We start from the raw sequence: 13,619 nt of genomic DNA on the forward strand, positions 1-13,619 counted from the left end.
AAACTTGAGTTTGCGAACATTTCTGATTGAGTTCTTCCAACGTACCAAGGACCGACCCATGTCGCTCCGCGTCGGCCCGGCACGCCACCGGTCAAGAATACATGCCTTGACGGTGGCGGGCGGTATTCAGACCCGAACGAGGGCCCCGGCGATCCACATTCCGACGATGACGCAGAGCATGGTCAGGCTCCAGCCGAAATCGAACGCGATCGGGCCGAGTCGGAGCGGGGGCATGATCCGGCGGAAGAAGCGCACCGGCGGGTCGGTGACCGAGTAGACCAGCTCGACGAGCACGAGGACGAACCCCGTCGGCCGCCACGCCCGATTGACACTGCGGACCAGGTCGACGATGAACCGACCCCACATGATGAAGAAATACAGCAACAGGGCGTAGTACGCGACCGTGCCGAGCAGTGAAACGACGAACACGGGGAGGTTTACGACTGTGCGAAGAACGACGCCTCGGCGTCGGGCTCTTCACCCGCGTTGTCCCCGGAGACGACGACGTGCGACGGGGAGAGCAGGAAGACCTTGGCCGTGACGCGCTCGATCTTGCCATACAGGCCCTGCGAGAGGCCGCTGGCGAAGTCGATCAGGCGCCGGGCATCCGCATCGCTCATCTGCGACAGGTTGATGATGACCGGGATCCCGTCTCGGAAGGACTCGGCGATCGCCTGGGCGTCCTTGTACTGGCGCGGGTGGACGGTGAGGATTTCATTCATTTCTGAGGCAGCCACATTCTTGGGAGTGGAGGTCTTGCGCAGCGGCGTCACCGGTGCACGGCCGGCCGAACCGTGGGTGGCGCCGGAGTGCGACGACCCCCCGGCGGCGGAGTGGGGCGCGGCGGATTTCGGAGCGGCGGAGTGCGCGTTGGCGGAGTGTGCCACAGCGGAGTTCGAATTGGCGGCCGGGGCAGCCGCAGGCGCCTCGTATTCCAGCTCTTCGTCTGCCAGACCCAGGTAAACCATGGTTTTCTTGAGCGGGTTGGACATCTCGACCTCCGGGTTGATGATTCTTACGTTCTCAGATTAACCGAGTACCGGGCGATTCCCGGTGATTGCCGTGCCAATTCGAAGGTGTGTCGCCCCTTCGCTGATCGCGTCGGGGTAGTCCTGGGACATCCCCATCGAGAGGTACCTGGCCTCGGGAGCGACGCGCCTGGCCTGCTCGGCGAGCTCACGCACGCGGGCGAACGCCCGGCGCGGTTCGACGCCGAGCGGAGCCACGGCCATCAGGCCGAGCAGTCGCAGCCCCGCGGTGGCCTGCACCCGCTCGAGGAGGGCGTCCAGGTCGGGGGGTGCCACGCCGCCGCGGGCCGGGTCGTCCGTGAGGTTCACCTGCACGAAGCAGTCGACCGTGGACTCGTCGGAGGCAAGGGCGTCGACCAGCGACGGACGGTCGACGGAGTGGATGACCTGCGCGTAGGCCCGCACCTGCTTGGCCTTCTTGCCCTGGACCTGGCCCACGAAGTGCCAGGTCAGGCCGAGTCCGGCCAGCGCCGCGGCTTTGGCCTGGGCCTCCTGGTGCCGGTTCTCGCCGACGTCGTTCACGCCCAGGCTGTGCAGTTCCTCGATCAGCGAGACGGGGTGGAACTTGGTGACGACGATGGTGGTGATCTCAGCGGGGTCACGTTCGGCGGAGGCGGCCGCCTGGGCGATCTTCCCCCGCACGAGGGCGAGGCGCTCCCGGAGACCCGGCTCGGCCGGGGCCCCGGAAACCACGTCCGGCTCGTTCATCTAGCTGGTCGCCGTCTTCTTACTTGAGGAAGTCGGGGATGTCCAGGTCGTCCGGGTCTTCCTCGAAGGCCGGGTCGGCCACGGCCGCACCGGGCTCGACGCCGGACCAGACCGAGGAACCGGCCGCCTCGTCGACCTCGTACTGCGCCGAGTCGCTGCCGGAGCCGACGGATGCCCCGCCGGCCGACGAGTTCACGCCGGCTGCCACGCCTGCCGCGACCAGGTCGGCGCGGCGGACCTCGACCGCCTTGGCGCCGGGCTCGCCGCCGTCGAAGCCCGCGGCGATGACGGTGACCCGCACCTCGTCGCCGAGGGTGTCGTCGATGACCGCACCGAAGATGATGTTGGCCTCGGGGTGGACGGCCTCCTGCACGAGCCGGGCGGCGTCGTTGATCTCGAAGATTCCGAGGTTGGAGCCACCCTGGATGGAGAGGAGCACGCCGTGCGCGCCGTCGATCGAGGCTTCGAGCAGCGGGGAGGCGACGGCGAGTTCAGCGGCCTTGATCGCGCGGTCGGCGCCGCGGGAGGACCCGATGCCCATGAGCGCCGAACCGGCGCCCTGCATGACCGACTTGACGTCGGCGAAGTCGAGGTTGATCAGGCCGGGGGTGGTGATCAGGTCGGTGATCCCCTGCACGCCGGCGAGGAGGACCTGGTCGGCCGTTGCGAAGGCCTCGAGCATGCTGATCCCGCGGTCGCTGATTTCCAGCAACCGGTCGTTCGGCACGACGATGAGGGTGTCGACCTCGTTCTTCAGCGAGGCGACGCCGGCCTCGGCCTGGGCCTGGCGGCGCTTGCCCTCGAAGCCGAACGGCTTGGTGACGACACCGATGGTGAGCGCGCCGATGGACTTGGCGATCCGAGCGACGACGGGGGCGCCGCCGGTTCCGGTTCCGCCGCCCTCACCGGCCGTGACGAAGACCATGTCGGCGCCGGCCAGCGCCTCTTCGATCTCTTCGGCGTGGTCCTCGGCGGCACGGCGGCCGACCTCGGGGTCCGCTCCTGCGCCGAGGCCGCGGGTGAGGTCGCGACCGACGTCGAGCTTGACGTCGGCGTCGCTCATCAGCAAGGCCTGGGCATCCGTATTAATGGCGATGAACTCGACCCCGCGGAGGCCAAGCTCGATCATGCGGTTGACGGCGTTGACACCGCCGCCACCGATTCCAACAACCTTGATGACTGCGAGGTAGTTCTGATTTGTTGTTGACACGTCCGGCCTCCGGTGGAACTCTAAACCTTTACTCGAAGTTTAAAGTTATGCTGAGTATGCAATTCCTGATCTCGAAGTTATGCGCCAGTTCGCACGGCTCGGGGAGGCGCGCCCGCGTGTCGCGAAAAGTCAGCGCAGAACGGCACTGTCGGGCGAGGACACGTCGTATTCGCCGACGCTGCCGACCGGGTGGCTCACGACCAGGGCGGCGAGCACGACGGCCTTGTACTCGGACTTCTCCGCGCTCCCCCAGACGACGCGCGCGCCGCCGACGAGAGTGAGGGTGACGTCGTCCTTCGTCGCGGCGGTGACGGTGTCCAGCTGGCCGCGGATGCCGTCCGGCAGCGCCATGATCACGGCCGCGGCCGCCTGGAAGCCGGTGCTGCCGGCACCGGAGCGCGCGTTGATGGTCGCATAGCCGGCCGGCCGTTCGGTCCCGCTCTGGATGACGACGCCCGCGGCATCGACGAGGTCGAAGCCCGCCGGGGTGACGACGGCACCGATCGGCTCACGTTCGACGATCCTCACGACGAGGGTCCCGGGCGGGCGGCTCTCGGTGACGTAGCTGCGGATCAGGGTGAACCTGGACAGTTCCTTCTTCACCTTGGTGAAATCGACCAGCGGCAGCGGGGTGCCCAGTTGTTCGCCGAGCGCCGCCTGTACCTCGGCCGCGGGGACGCGGTTGGCACCGACGACCTCGATGGTCTTGAGAGCCATCAGCGGCGAATACGCACCGATCAGGACGAATGCGGCCAGTGCCGCGGTGATGCCGAGCGAGACGAGCCAGATGGTGCGGCGACGGCGTGACCGCCAGGTGAAGCGGCGCACCTCCTCACGCTCATACAGCTTGCGGGCCCGGCGCGCGGCACGGAACTTCCGGCGGGCGCCGGCCGGGGTGAGCGGCGCCTCGGCGGGGGGTGCCTCGGCCGGCGCGGCGGGCAGGCCGGGCGCGGGCGCGGCATCCGGTCGGGTGATTCCCGGGGTCGCCGGCGGGTCGACCGTCTCCGTCGGGCGTCGGAGCGGCCAGACGGGGGCGACGCGCCGGGTGCCCGGCCCGGGCAGCACGATCGGGTCGGTCGAGGTCTGGTCGGAGGCGGCCGGGGAGCCGGGCGTCCGGCCGGGTGCGGGACGGGCGTCCGTCGCGCGGCCAGCGGTGCCGGTCCCGGGTTTCGTCGTGCGCCGGGGGCCGCGGGCGCGGGCGGCGGCCGGACCGGCGGGTTCGGGCGCGGCCGGTTGGTCGAAGCCCTGGGGCCGCTTCATGCCGAGGTGCGGGTCATCCGCGGACCGCTTCGAGCGAGCCGAGGAGCTGGGGAACGATGCGGTACACGTCGCCGCAGCCGAGGGTGACGACGAAGTCGCCGTCGCGGGCGATGCTGGCGACGTAGTCGGCCGCTTCCTGCCAGTCCGGCACATAGGCGACGTGGGACGGGTCGTGGAACTTCTCGGAGACGAGCGCCCCGGTCACTCCGGGCTCCGGGTCCTCGCGGGCGCCGTAGACGCCGAGGACGACGGTCTGGTCCGCGAACTTCTCGAGGGTGTCGGCGAATTCTCGCGCGAACAGCCGGGTGCGGCTGTAGAGGTGCGGCTGGTGCACGGCGATGATGCGCCCCGTGCCGACCACGGTGCGCGCGGCGGCGAGGGCCGCGGCCACCTCGGTCGGGTGGTGCGCGTAGTCGTCGTAGACGCTGACCCCGTTGACGATGCCGTGCAGTTCGAACCGGCGTTCCGTGCCGCCGAATTCGGAGATCGCTGCCAGGGAGGAGGCCGGCTCGAAGCCGAGGCCGACGAGCACCGCGAACGCGCCGGCCGCGTTGATGGCGTTGTGCCGGCCGGGGATCCGGAGCGTGGCGAAGTAGTCCTGCCCGGCCCAGGCGACACCGAAGCGCACCGGCCCGTCGGTGACCACGGAGTGCACCCGCACGTCGGCGTCCGCGGCCTCGCCGAAGGTGATGACCCGTTTGCCCTCGAGCTTGCCCGTGACGCTGACGGCCCCGTCGTCGTCGGAGGAGATGACGACGAACTCCGTGGCCTTCTGGGCGAATTCCACGAATGCGGCCTCGAACGCCTCCAGCGACCCGTAGTGGTCGAGGTGGTCGGGGTCGACGTTGGTGACGAGCGCGACTGCGGTGTTGTAGAGCAGGAACGACCCGTCCGACTCGTCGGCCTCGACGACGAAGAGGTCATCGGTGCCGCTGGCCGCCGACACGCCGAGCGATTCGATCACGCCACCGTTCACGAAGCTGGGGTGCTGGCCGATGCCGAGCAGGCCGGTCACGATCATGCCGGTGGAGGTGGTCTTGCCGTGCGCGCCGGCGACGGCGACAAGGCGGTGCTTCTGGATGAGCCAGGCGAGGGCCTGCGACCGGTGCAGCACCGGCAGCCCGCGTTCCTTGGCCAGGACGTATTCGGGGTTGTCCTGCCAGAGCGCCCCGGTGACGACGAGGGTGTCCGCGGCGCCGACGTTCTCGGCGGCGTGCCCGATCGCGATGCGCGCGCCGAGCTTCCGAAGGGCGAGGACGTTGTCCGACTCGCGCACGTCGGATCCGGTGACGGTATGGCCGGCGTCGAGGAACAGACGCGCGATCCCGCTCATCCCGGAGCCGCCGATGCCCACGAAGTGCACCGTTCCGAGGTCCTGGGGAATGGTGAGGGTCAGGTCGGGCTTGATCACGGTTGCTGCGCTCTTCTCGGTTGGAGACAAATGCTGGGTGTGCGGGAACTACGTTACGCGCCGTCGCCGTCGAATGCCGGATTGACGATGGCCGGGGTCGGCCCAGGCTCAGGCGAGGGCGCTCCGGATGAAGTCGACCATCCGGGCCGACCCGTCGCGTCCGCCGACGGATGCCGCGGCGGCGCCCATCCGCGCGACCCTGGCCCGGTCGGTGAGCACCGTCAGGAGCTCGGCCCGCACCCACACGGGGACGAAGTCCGCGTCGTCGACGAGGATCCCTCCCCCGGCCCTGACGACGTCGGCGGCGTTGAAGCGCTGCTCGCCGTTGCCGACCGGGTACGGCACGTAGACGGCCGGGATCCCCAGGGCGCTCAGTTCGCAGACCGTGCCGGCCCCGGCCCGGGAGACGGCGAAGTCGGCCACCGCCAGGGCGAGGTCCATCCGGTCGCAGTAGGCGATCATCCGGTAGTGGTCCAGCCCCGGGTCGGCCACCTCTGACTTCTCCCCGGTGATGTGAAGCACCTGCCAGTCGGCCGTGATCAGGTCGGGGGCGGACTGCAGGACCGTGTTGTTGAGCCGGCGGGCGCCGAGCGACCCGCCGGTGACGAGCAGGGTGGGTCGGTCGGGGTCCAGGCCGAAGGCCGCCAGCGCCTCCGGGCGTGCCGCCGCACGGTCGAGCCGTTCGATTTCGGGGCGGAGCGGCATCCCGACGACCCGGGCGTGGCGGATCCGGGTGCCGGGGAAGGCCACCCCGACGAAACCGGTGAACCAGGCGCCGAGCCGGTTGGCCAGGCCGGCCCGGAAGTTGGCCTCGTGGATGACGATCGGCACGCGCGCACGCCGCGCGGCGAGGTAGGCGGGGGTGGAGACGTAGCCGCCGAAACCGACGACCACGTCGACCTTGCGGGCGCGGATCAGTTCGGTGAGGTCGGCTACCGCGTGGTTCAGGCGACCGAGAAAGGTGAGCGCCTGCCGGTTCGGGCGCCGCGGGAACGGCAGCCGGGGCACGATCACGAGTTCGTAGCCGCGGGCCGGAACGAGCCGGGATTCGAGGCCTTCGCTTGTTCCCAGCACGATCAGGGTGGCGTCGGGTTCCCGGCTCCGGATCGTGTCGGCGACCGCGAGCAGCGGGTTGACGTGGCCGGCGGTGCCGCCGCCGGCGAGCAGGTAGGTGGTCACGCGGGACTCACTCGTTCTCTTCGGGCGGGGCGGCGGCATCCTCGTGGTCGCCGCGGGCGAAGGAGAGAACGATTCCGATCGCGACCAGTGTCGACAGGAGCGCGGTGCCGCCGGCGGAGACCAGCGGCAGTGGCACGCCCAGCACGGGGAACACCCCGAGCACGACGCCGATGTTGACCAGGGCCTGGCCGATCACCCAGACCAGGACGGCGGCGGTGGAGACCTTGGCCTGCAGGCTGGGGCTGGTGCGCATGATCCGGATGAACGCGAACGCGAGCAGGATGAACATGCACAGGACGACGATGGCGCCGATCAGGCCGAGTTCCTCGCCGATGATCGCGAAGATGTAGTCGTTGTCGGCGGCGGGAAGCCACGACCACTTGGCCTTGGAATTGCCGAGGCCGACGCCGAAGATGCCGCCGTTGGCGAGGGCCCAGGTGCCGTGCAGCGGCTGCCAGCAGGCCGCGGAGATGGTGCCGTCCGCCGCGTCACAGCCGGTGCCGAGGAAGCTGAGGATCCGGGTCATCCGGTTGGAGCTCGAGACCGCGACGAGGAGGGCCAGCACGATCCCGATCACGAGTGGGACCGCCAGCAGCCGGAGCCGGACCCCGGCGAAGAACAGAGTGCCGAAGAGGATCCCGGCCATGATCATCACGGTACCGAGGTCACCGCCGATCATGACGAGGAGCACGGCGCCGCCGCCCACGCCGAAGACCGGGATGTACACGTGCCGCCAGTCGTCGAGCTTGTCCTTCTTCTGGGACAGGATCATGCCCAGCCAGACCACGAGCGCCAGTTTGATCGCCTCGGACGGCTGGAACTGGATTCCGCCGAGGGAGAGCCAGTTGGTGTTCCCGGCCACGGTGATGCCGAGCGGGGTGAAGACGACCAGGCACTGCATGAGGCAGGAGACCACGAGCATCGGCCAGGCGATCCGCCGCCAGAACTTCAGCGGCATCCGGCTGACGACGAGCAGCAGCGGAACCCCGATCAGGGCGAACCCGCCCTGGCGCAGTACCGTCCCGAAGAACCCGGTGTTCTCGAGGTAGGAGTCGACCGACGACGAGGAGAGCACCATGACGAGCCCGAAGACGACCAGGAACAGGGTCGTGCCCAGCAGCAGGAAGTAGCTCGCGGACTCGGCCTTGAACACCCGGCCGAGGTGGATCCGGGCCGACGAACCGTCGGCCCGGTCGCTCGCCGCCGAGGGCGCGACCGGCCTAGGCGGGCGGAGTCGAGGCGGATTCGTCAGCCGCCTCACCTCCCAAGTAGTCCCGTACGGCTTCTGCGAACAACCGGCCGCGCTGCGCGTAGTCGGTGAACTGGTCCATGGATGCGGCCGCAGGCGCGAGCAGCACGACGTCGCCGAGTTCGGCGAGGTCGGCGGCCAGTCGAACGGCGTCCGGCATCACCTGACCAGTGTCCTGTGCGTTGATCTCGAAAACGCGCAGCCGGGGCGCGTGTCGCCGGAATGCGTCCCTGAGTGCCTCCCGGTCGGTCCCGATGATGATGGCGCCGCGGAGGTGGCCCACGTGGCTGGCGACCAGCTGGTCGATGTCGACGCCCTTGAGCAGCCCGCCGACCAGCCAGACCACCGATTCGAACGCGGCGAGGGAGGCGTCCGCGGCGTGCGGGTTGGTGGCCTTCGAATCGTCGATCCAGCGGATGCCGGCGGACTCGGCGACGACCTCGATCCGGTGCGCGTCGAGGTGGAAGGTCTCGAGGGCGTCATGGATGACCTCGGGCGGCACGCCGAACGAGCGGGCGAGCGCGGCCGCGGCGAGGATGTCGGCGAGCAGATGGTGGGCGGCCAGTCCGCGTGCCCGGAGCTCGGGCACGGTGGTGATCTCGAGTGCGGTTTCGAAGCGGTCCTCATGGAAGGCGCGGTCGCAGAGGATGCCGTCGACGATGCCGACCTCGCTGGGCCCGGGCACGCCGAGGCCGAACCCGATCGCCCGTGCGCCCTCCTGGACCTCGGCGTCTTCGACCATCCGCCTCGTGGCGTCGTCGGCCTTGTTGTAGACGCAGGCGACGCGGGTGTTGGCGTAGACGGTGGCCTTGGCGGCGCGGTAGGCCTCCGCCGACCCGTGCCAGTCGAGGTGGTCGTCGGCGATGTTGAGGCAGACGCTGGCCCACGGGACCAGGGCGCCGGGTCCGCTCTGCGGGAGATGGTGCAGCTGGTAGCTGGAGAGTTCGACGACGAGCACGTCCCACCCCTGCGGGTCGCGCACGGCGTCGAGCACGGGCACGCCGATGTTGCCGCACGGGGCGACGCGCAGGCCCGCCGCCGCGAGCATGGTGGCGGTCAGCTGCACGGTCGTGGTCTTGCCGTTGGTGCCGGTGACCAGGATCCACTCTGCCGGCGCGCCGACCTTGTCGCGCAGGCGCCAGGCGAGTTCGATGTCTCCCCAGACGGGGATGCCGTTCCGGGCGGCCCAGAGGAGCAGCGGGTGGTCGGGGTGGAACCCGGGCGACACGATGAGGAGTTCCGGTCGGTGCAGGACCAGGTCGGGCAGAACGGCGGGGTCGGCGTCGGGGTCGGCGGACAGATCGGCCTGCACGAGGCGCACGCCGATCACGCCGAGCAGCCTGGCGCGGTCGGCGGGGGTCCCGTTCGCGGGGACCGGACCGGCCACCACGAGGACGTCGGCGCCCAGTTCGGCGAGGGTGTCGGCGGCGGCGAAGCCGGTGACCCCGAGCCCGAGCACGGCGACCCGCAGGCCGCGCCAGTCGGCGTGCCAGCTGGTCAGGTCGTCAAGACGGCTCAATTGGGCACCGCCGACAGCCATTCGAGGTAGAACGTTCCGACGCCGGCGGCGACGAGTAGGCCGCCGATGATCCAGAACCGGACGACGACGGTCACCTCGGCCCAGCCCTTGAGCTCGAAGTGGTGGTGGATCGGGCTCATCAGGAAGATCCGTTTGCCGCGGGTCACCTTGAAGTAGGCGCGCTGCACGATCACGGAACCGGTTTCGATCACGAAGATGCCGCCGAGCAGCACGAGCAGGAGTTCGGTGCGGCTGAGGATCGCCAGGGCGGCAAGGGCGCCGCCGATCGCGAGCGACCCGGTGTCGCCGAGGAAGATCTTCGCCGGCGAGGTATTCCACCACAGGAAGCCGATCAGGCCGCCGACGATGGCCGCCGCGACGATGGCCAGGTCGAGGGGGTCGCGGGTGTCGTAGGACCGGTAGAGGTCGCCGACATCCGCGCCGCCGAACCTGGCCTGGTTGGACTGCCAGAACCCGATGACGATGAAGGCGCCGATCGCGAGGATCGAGGACCCGGTGGCGAGCCCGTCGAGACCGTCGGTCACGTTGACCCCGTTCGAGGTGGCGGCGACGATCAGGCAGATCCAGACGATGAAGACGGCGATCCCGATCACGGTGCCGAGCTCCATGAAGTCCAGCGGCAGGTCCCGGATGAAGGAGATCTGGGTCGAGGCCGGGGTCAGGCCGTGCCGGTTGGGGAACTGCAGGGAGAGGTAGCCGAAGGTGCCGGCGACCAGGACCTGCCCGACCACCTTCGCCCAGCCGCCGAGGCCGAGGCTGCGCTGGTTGCGGGTCTTGAGGAAGTCGTCGACGAAGCCGACCAGTCCGAGTCCCACCATCATGAACAGCACGAGCAGGGGGGATGCCGGGATGGCCCGGTGGGCGATGAACATGGCCAGGAAGTAGCTGACCAGCGTGCCGATGATGATGATGATACCGCCCATGGTGGCGGTGCCGCGCTTGGCGTGGTGGCTCTGCGGACCGTCATCGCGGATGAACTGGCCCCAGCCGAGCTTCTTGAACAGCCGGATGAACAGCGGGGTGAAGGCCAGGGTGAAGACGAGCGACATGGCCCCGGCGCTCAGTAGTGCAATCACGAGAAGAACTCTCCTAGTCGGTCGCCGAGGAATCGTAGGCCGGCCGAATTCGACGACTTGACCAGCACGGTGTCCCCCGGCCGCACCGTTCCCCGGAGCAGGTCGAAGGCTTCGTCGGGTGTCTCGACGAAAGCCGATTCACCGTCCCAGGATCCCTCGTTGATCGTGCTGATGTGCATGCGGCGGGCGGCCCGCCCGACCACGACGAGCTGCGAGATGTTCAGGCGCACGGCGAGGAGTCCCACCCGGTCGTGCTCCTCCCCCGCCAGGTCGCCGAGCTCGCTCATCTCGCCGAGGACGGCGATGGTGCGCTGGCCCGGCCGGCGGATCTGCGCGAGCGTCTTCAGCGCGGCGGTCATCGAGTCCGGACTCGCGTTGTAGGCGTCGTTGATGACGGTCACGCCGTCGCGGCCGCCCATCACCTCCATCCGCCAGCGCTCGGCGGTGTGCACGGATTCGAGGGCGGACACGATCAGGTCGATGTCCACGCCGAGCAGTTCGGCGGCGGTCGCGGCGGCCAGCGCGTTCATCACGTGGTGTTCGCCGAGCACCCGGAAGGCCACCGGTCGGGTCTCCCCCGAGGCCAGGTGCAGCTGGAAGGACGTGCCGGCGGCGGAGGCGACGACGTCGGTCGCCCGCACACCCTCGGTTCCGTTCTGGCCGAACCAGGCGATCCGGGCCCGGGTCGCCCCGGCCATCCCGGCCACCCGGGGGTCGTCGGCGTTGAGCACGGCGACGTCCGTCTCGAGCAGGTCGGTGACCATTTCGGTCTTGGCCCGGACGGTCGCGTCGATACCGCCGAACTCGCCGGCGTGGGCGAGGCCCACCTTGAGCACGATCCCGATGTCGGGTCGGGCCATCCGGATGAGCCGGGCGATTTCGCCGACCGCGCTGGCGCCCATTTCGGCGACCAGGAAACGGGTCTCGAGGGTCAGCCCGAGCATGGTCAGCGGTGCGCCGACCTCGTTGTTGAAGGATTCCCGGGCGGCGACGGTGGGGCCGACCCGTTCGAGCACGGCCTTGAGCAGGTTCTTGGTCGTGGTCTTGCCGTTGGAACCGGTGATGCCGATGATCTGGAGTCGGCCGGCGGCCCTGACCCGGGCCACGACGTCGGTGGCCAGGTCGCCGAGGGCGGTGACCGCATCCGGGACCACGATCTGGGCGACAGGCAGGTCGAGCAGGCGTTCGACGATCAGGAGCACGGCGCCGCGCTCGACGGCGGTCGGCGCGAACAGGTGCCCGTCGGTGACGTCACCGGGCTTCGCCACGAAGACGGCGCCCGGTCCGATCTCGCGGGAGTCGGTGTTGACGGCGCCGTCGATGCGCGATTCGGGCGTGAGGGTGCTGCCGTCGAGGTGCAGTTCGCCGTCGACCGCCTGGGCGATTTCGCGAAGGCTGAGCGCTATCACTTACAACCACCCCGCTTCGCGGAGGGCCAGCCGAGAATCGTCCCGGGCGGAATACGGGATCTTGACGCCGGCGACCTCGTGGTAGTTCTCGTGGCCCGGCCCGGCGTAGAGGATCGCGTCGCCCTCTTCGGCAAGGGAGAGCGCCTTCCGGAAGGCGGTGTGCGGGTCGGCGACCTCATAGAACTCGCCGGTCGGCACGGCTTCCCTGGCTGCGGCGAGCAGGGTGGCCCGGATCGCGGCCGGGTCCTCGAACCGGGGGTGGAAGTCGGTGACGACGACGACGTCGGCGCCCCGGGCGGCGATGGCGCCCATGTCGGCTCGTTTCGTGGTGTCGCGGTCGCCGTCGGCGCCGAAGACCATGATCACCCGGCCGGGAGTGAACTTGCGGATCGCGGCGAGGGTGTTGAGGAAGGCGTCGGGGCTGTGGCCGTAGTCGATGTAGACGAGCGGTCCGCGGTCGCCGGAGATCCGTTCGGCGCGGCCCGGGATGTACACGTCGATTCCGCCGTCACGGTCCAGGGTGTGCGCGATCGCCTCGAGGTCGTAGCCGGATTCCACGAGCAGCAGGATGGCCAGGGCGGCGTTGGCGGCCATGAACCAGCCGAGCAGCGGCACCCTCGTCTGAAGGCGACGGCCCTCCGGACCCTCGAGCACGAACTCCGTGTACAGGGCGCTCTCGGACACGATGGTCATGTGCCAGTCGGCTTCGACGTCGGGCCGGCTGCTCAGGGTGGTGACCGGGATGCGGCATTCGTCCACGATGCGGCGGCCCCAGTCCGAGTCGACCGTGACCACTCCGCGGCGGGAGCGGTCGGGCTGGAACAGTTCGAGCTTGGCCTGGAAGTACTCGTCCAGGCCGGCGTAGTCGTCGAGGTGGTCGTGGCTGAGGTTCGTGAACCCGGCGACGTCGAAGACGAGGCCGTCGACCCGGTGACGGGTGAGGGCCTGGGCGGATACCTCGATGGCGACGGCCCGCACCTCGGCCTCCCGCATGCGGGCCAGCAGGGCGTGCAGTTCGGTGGCCTCCGGGGTGGTCAGGGCGCTGACGACGGCCAGGTCGCCGATCCGGCGCTCCGCGGTCGAGGTGAGCCCTGAGACGACGCCCAACTGGGTGAGGATCGCGAAGAGCAGGTAGACGACGCTGGTCTTCCCATTGGTGCCGGTGACGGCGAACAGGGTGGCCGGGTTCTCGTCGGTGCGGTAGATCCAGGCGGCGACGGCGCCGAGGGCGGCGCGGGCATCCGGGGTCACCAGGATGGGCAGGCCGCTGCCGGCGGCGAGGAGCGCCCCGGCCTCGTCGGTCAGGATCGCCACGGCGCCCGCCTCCATGGCCGCTGCCGCGAAGGCTGCGCCATGGCTGGCGCGTCCGGGTACTCCGACGTACAGGTCTCCGGGTTGGACCGTGCGTGAGCTCAGGCTCACACCGGTCACCTCTAAGCCATCGATGTCTCCGCGCAGGAACAGTTCAAATTCATCGACCAGGCCCGACAACGATCGCGGGACCGGATGCTGAGGACGGAGAGCCGAGGGTGCCAATTCGGTCACGGGG

At 69.7% G+C, this 13,619-nt stretch carries 12 protein-coding genes; all 12 read right to left on the reverse strand.

Translation table 11 applies throughout. From position 1 onward, the window contains the following. Positions 1-126: 126 nt before the first annotated feature. The 12 genes from IWX89_RS08905 to IWX89_RS08960 all read right to left on the reverse strand — a co-directional run bounded on the left by IWX89_RS08905 (position 127) and on the right by IWX89_RS08960 (position 13,615). Positions 127-429 carry a YggT family protein gene (locus IWX89_RS08905; RefSeq protein WP_134537172.1) on the reverse strand — a complete coding sequence of 101 codons (303 nt, stop codon included), beginning with the start codon at positions 427-429 and terminating at the stop codon, positions 127-129. Between the two features lie 8 nt (positions 430-437). Continuing rightward, a complete protein-coding gene (locus tag IWX89_RS08910) occupies positions 438-992 on the reverse strand; it encodes a cell division protein SepF (RefSeq protein ID WP_196903202.1) in 555 nt (184 codons plus the stop codon). Positions 993-1,028: 36 nt separating this feature from the next. Continuing rightward, on the reverse strand, positions 1,029-1,736 hold the full coding sequence (locus IWX89_RS08915; protein ID WP_196903203.1) for a YggS family pyridoxal phosphate-dependent enzyme: 708 nt from the start codon (positions 1,734-1,736) through the stop codon (positions 1,029-1,031). 19 nt (positions 1,737-1,755) lie between these two features. After that, a complete protein-coding gene (ftsZ, locus tag IWX89_RS08920) occupies positions 1,756-2,946 on the reverse strand; it encodes a cell division protein FtsZ (protein WP_196903204.1) in 1,191 nt (396 codons plus the stop codon). A gap of 129 nt (positions 2,947-3,075) precedes the next feature. After that, a complete protein-coding gene (locus IWX89_RS08925; RefSeq protein WP_196903205.1) occupies positions 3,076-4,206 on the reverse strand; it encodes an FtsQ-type POTRA domain-containing protein in 1,131 nt (376 codons plus the stop codon). 13 nt (positions 4,207-4,219) lie between these two features. Next, positions 4,220-5,617 (reverse strand): UDP-N-acetylmuramate--L-alanine ligase, encoded by a 1,398-nt coding sequence (gene murC, locus IWX89_RS08930; RefSeq protein ID WP_196903326.1) that lies wholly within the window; start codon positions 5,615-5,617, stop codon positions 4,220-4,222. A 108-nt stretch (positions 5,618-5,725) separates the two neighbouring features. Continuing rightward, positions 5,726-6,796, reverse strand: coding sequence for a glycosyltransferase (locus tag IWX89_RS08935; protein WP_196903206.1), 1,071 nt, complete (start codon positions 6,794-6,796; stop codon positions 5,726-5,728). Positions 6,797-6,803: 7 nt separating this feature from the next. After that, a complete protein-coding gene (gene ftsW, locus IWX89_RS08940) occupies positions 6,804-8,057 on the reverse strand; it encodes a putative lipid II flippase FtsW (protein ID WP_196903207.1) in 1,254 nt (417 codons plus the stop codon). Next, positions 8,017-9,585 carry a UDP-N-acetylmuramoyl-L-alanine--D-glutamate ligase gene (gene murD, locus IWX89_RS08945; RefSeq protein ID WP_196903208.1) on the reverse strand — a complete coding sequence of 523 codons (1,569 nt, stop codon included), beginning with the start codon at positions 9,583-9,585 and terminating at the stop codon, positions 8,017-8,019. The genes ftsW and murD overlap by 41 nt, the downstream gene beginning before the upstream one ends. Next, positions 9,561-10,661: a phospho-N-acetylmuramoyl-pentapeptide-transferase gene (mraY, locus tag IWX89_RS08950; protein WP_196903209.1), complete on the reverse strand. Its 1,101-nt coding sequence runs from the start codon at positions 10,659-10,661 to the stop codon at positions 9,561-9,563. Before mraY ends, murD begins: the two co-directional genes overlap by 25 nt. Beyond that, positions 10,658-12,070 carry a UDP-N-acetylmuramoyl-tripeptide--D-alanyl-D-alanine ligase gene (murF, locus tag IWX89_RS08955; RefSeq protein WP_196903210.1) on the reverse strand — a complete coding sequence of 471 codons (1,413 nt, stop codon included), beginning with the start codon at positions 12,068-12,070 and terminating at the stop codon, positions 10,658-10,660. The genes mraY and murF overlap by 4 nt, the downstream gene beginning before the upstream one ends. Continuing rightward, positions 12,071-13,615, reverse strand: coding sequence for a Mur ligase family protein (locus IWX89_RS08960; protein ID WP_196903211.1), 1,545 nt, complete (start codon positions 13,613-13,615; stop codon positions 12,071-12,073). Between the last annotated feature and the right edge of the window lie 4 nt (positions 13,616-13,619).

The organism is Cryobacterium sp. MP_M3, from assembly GCF_015752155.1.
In the GTDB taxonomy this organism is placed as follows: domain Bacteria; phylum Actinomycetota; class Actinomycetes; order Actinomycetales; family Microbacteriaceae; genus Cryobacterium.

Coding starts and splice junctions, on each gene's coding strand:
- IWX89_RS08910 (WP_196903202.1), bottom strand. CDS start 992: ATGTCCAACCCGCTCAAGAAAACCATGGTTTACCTGGGTCTGGCAGAC.
- murD (WP_196903208.1), bottom strand. CDS start 9,585: ATGGCTGTCGGCGGTGCCCAATTGAGCCGTCTTGACGACCTGACCAGC.
- IWX89_RS08915 (WP_196903203.1), bottom strand. CDS start 1,736: ATGAACGAGCCGGACGTGGTTTCCGGGGCCCCGGCCGAGCCGGGTCTC.
- IWX89_RS08925 (WP_196903205.1), bottom strand. CDS start 4,206: ATGAAGCGGCCCCAGGGCTTCGACCAACCGGCCGCGCCCGAACCCGCC.